This is a genomic window from Microbacterium sp. (assembly GCF_030149085.1).
Lineage (GTDB): Bacteria > Actinomycetota > Actinomycetes > Actinomycetales > Microbacteriaceae > Microbacterium.
This window is the reverse complement of record NZ_JASBSF010000246.1, coordinates 1-2,466: the sequence shown is the minus strand read 5'-3', so window position 1 is coordinate 2,466 and position 2,466 is coordinate 1. Positions and strand designations below refer to the sequence as shown.

The following is a 2,466-nucleotide window of genomic DNA, read 5'->3' as shown; positions in this document are numbered from 1 at the left end:
GAGGGAGTCACCATGGAAGAACCCATCGTCGCGGGAGTCGCCACCGACCTCGGTCAGGCGAAGATTACGGTCATCGGGGTGCCGGATGTGCCGGGCAAGGCCGCCGAGATCTTCAAGATCGTCGCCAAGTCGGGCGCGAACGTCGACATGATCGTGCAGAACGTGTCGGCTGCCGCCACCGGGCGCACCGACATCTCGTTCACACTTCCCAAGCAGGATGCCGCGCCCGCCCTGAAGGCGCTCGCCGCCGACCAGGGCGAGGTCGGCTTTGAGAGCCTCGTGCACGACGATCAGATCGGCAAGCTCTCGGTGGTCGGCGCCGGGATGCGCACGCACTCGGGTGTGTCGGCAACTCTTTTCGAGGCGCTGAGCGTCGCAGGCATCAACATCGAGATGATCTCGACCTCCGAGATCCGGATCTCGGTCGTGCTACGTGGCTCCGACATCGCCGAGGCAGCTCGCGTCGTGCATACTGCCTACGGGCTGGATGCAGACAGTGCAGCGACCGTCTACGCCGGCACCGGCCGATAGGATCGACTCCCATGACCCGCATCTCCGATTCAGGACTCTCCGTCGCCGTCGTCGGCGCCACCGGCCAGGTCGGCACCGTCATGCGCGAGATTCTCGCGGAGCGTTCGTTCCCGATCGGTGAGTTGCGGCTGTTCGCCACCGCTCGCTCTGCCGGCAGCGCTGTCGAGTTCGGCGGGCACACCGTCATCATCGAGGATGTCGCCACCGCTAACCCGGCCGGCATCGACATCGCACTGTTTTCTGCCGGGGCAACCGGTAGCCGCGCCCACGCGCCGCGCTTCGCGGCTGCTGGCGCCACCGTGATCGACAACTCCAGTGCCTGGCGGATGGATCCCGAGGTTCCCCTGGTCGTCAGCGAGGTCAACCCGCACGCGATCGACCAGGCGGTCAAGGGCATCATCGCCAACCCGAACTGCACGACGATGGCCGCGATGCCGGTGCTGAAGGTGTTGGATGCCGAAGCCGGGCTCGAGCGCCTCATCGTCTCGACGTACCAGGCAGTCAGCGGCTCGGGCCTTGCCGGCGCGCAGGAACTGCTCGGCCAGGTCGAGGGTGTGCTTGCCCAGGGTGACACGCTCCGCCTCGTGCACGACGGGTCGGCAGTCGACTTCCCCGAGCCTGAGAAGTATGTTGCGCCCATCGCGTTCGACGTCATCCCCTTCGCCGGCAACCTCGTCGACGACGGACTGAACGAGACCGACGAAGAGAAGAAGCTCCGCAACGAGAGCCGCAAGATCCTCGAGCTTCCTGACCTTCGCGTCGCCGGAACCTGCGTGCGCGTCCCTGTGTTCACGGGTCATTCGCTCAGCATCAACGCCGAGTTCGCGCGTGAGATCACGCCCGAGCGCGCGCGGGAGATCCTCGCCGATGCTCCGGGCGTTCGTCTCGACGAGGTGCCGACCCCGCTGCAGGCTGCGGGCAAGGACCCGAGTTTTGTGGGACGCATCCGCGCCGACCAGTCGGCCCCCGAGGGGAAGGGACTCGCGCTGTTCATCAGCAACGACAACCTCCGCAAGGGTGCGGCGCTCAACGCCGTGCAGATCGCTGAGCTGGTCGCGGCGCGTCTGGGTGCACAGGTCTGATCCGGATCTCTCGACGTCGAGACATCGTCCCAGCCGCCCGTAGACTTGACCGGTGACCGAACCCGTCGACGTCCTGCTGATCGGTGGCGGTGTGATGAGCGCCACCCTGGGCACCTTCATCTCTGAACTCCAACCCGACTGGACCATCGAGGTCTATGAGCGGCTGGGCGATGTCGCCCTGGAAAGCTCAAATGCTTGGAACAACGCCGGTACGGGGCATGCCGCCCTGTGCGAGCTGAACTACATGCCGGCGGCAGCCGACGGCAGTGTGGACCCAGCCAAGGCGATCTCGATCAACGAGCAGTTCCAGCTGAGCCGCCAGTTCTGGGCGTCGCTGGTCGAGCGCGGCATCCTGGACGAGCCGTCGACGTTCATCAACTCGACGCCCCACATGACGTTCGTGCGCGGCGAGAAGGATGTCGCCTACCTCAAGCGTCGCTATGAGGCGCTGAAGACGCAGCCGCTGTTCGCCGGGATCGAATACAGCGAAGACTCCCGCGTGATCAACCAGTGGGCACCGCTGCTGATGCAGAAGCGTCTCGCGAGCGATGAGCCCTTTGCGGCGACCCGTGTTCCCGCGGGTACGGATGTTGATTTCGGTGCCCTCACGCGCCAGTTGTTCGACAACCTGCAGCACCGCGGCGGTCGCGTCGTCACGGACCGACAGGTAACGGGGCTGAAGAAGCTGAAGGACGGCACCTGGGAGGTGTCGTGGCGCAACCAGGTCGGGCGTACGCCCGGCAAGACGCGGGCGCGCTTCGTGTTCGTCGGTGCCGGCGGGTGGGCGATCAAGCTGCTGCAGAAGTCCGGTATCCCCGAGATCAAGGGCTACGGCGTTTTCCCGATCGGTGGG

The 2,466-nt window shown here is 65.9% G+C and carries 3 protein-coding genes; all 3 read left to right on the top strand.

Annotated features, from left to right (window positions below; all coding sequences use genetic code 11):
• On the top strand, positions 1-531 hold a 531-nt coding region (locus Q1V87_RS09965), incomplete at its 5' end, for an ACT domain-containing protein (RefSeq protein ID WP_300592160.1).
• An 11-nt stretch (positions 532-542) separates the two neighbouring features.
• Complete coding sequence (locus Q1V87_RS09960; RefSeq protein ID WP_300592158.1) at positions 543-1,613, top strand: aspartate-semialdehyde dehydrogenase; 1,071 nt, start codon at positions 543-545, stop codon at positions 1,611-1,613.
• 52 nt (positions 1,614-1,665) lie between these two features.
• A partial coding sequence (locus Q1V87_RS09955; RefSeq protein WP_300592156.1) for an FAD-dependent oxidoreductase occupies positions 1,666-2,466 on the top strand: 801 nt, incomplete at its 3' end.

Excerpts from the sequence above, each read along its gene's own strand:
- Q1V87_RS09960 (WP_300592158.1), top strand. The coding sequence starts at position 543 with ATGACCCGCATCTCCGATTCAGGACTCTCCGTCGCCGTCGTCGGCGCC.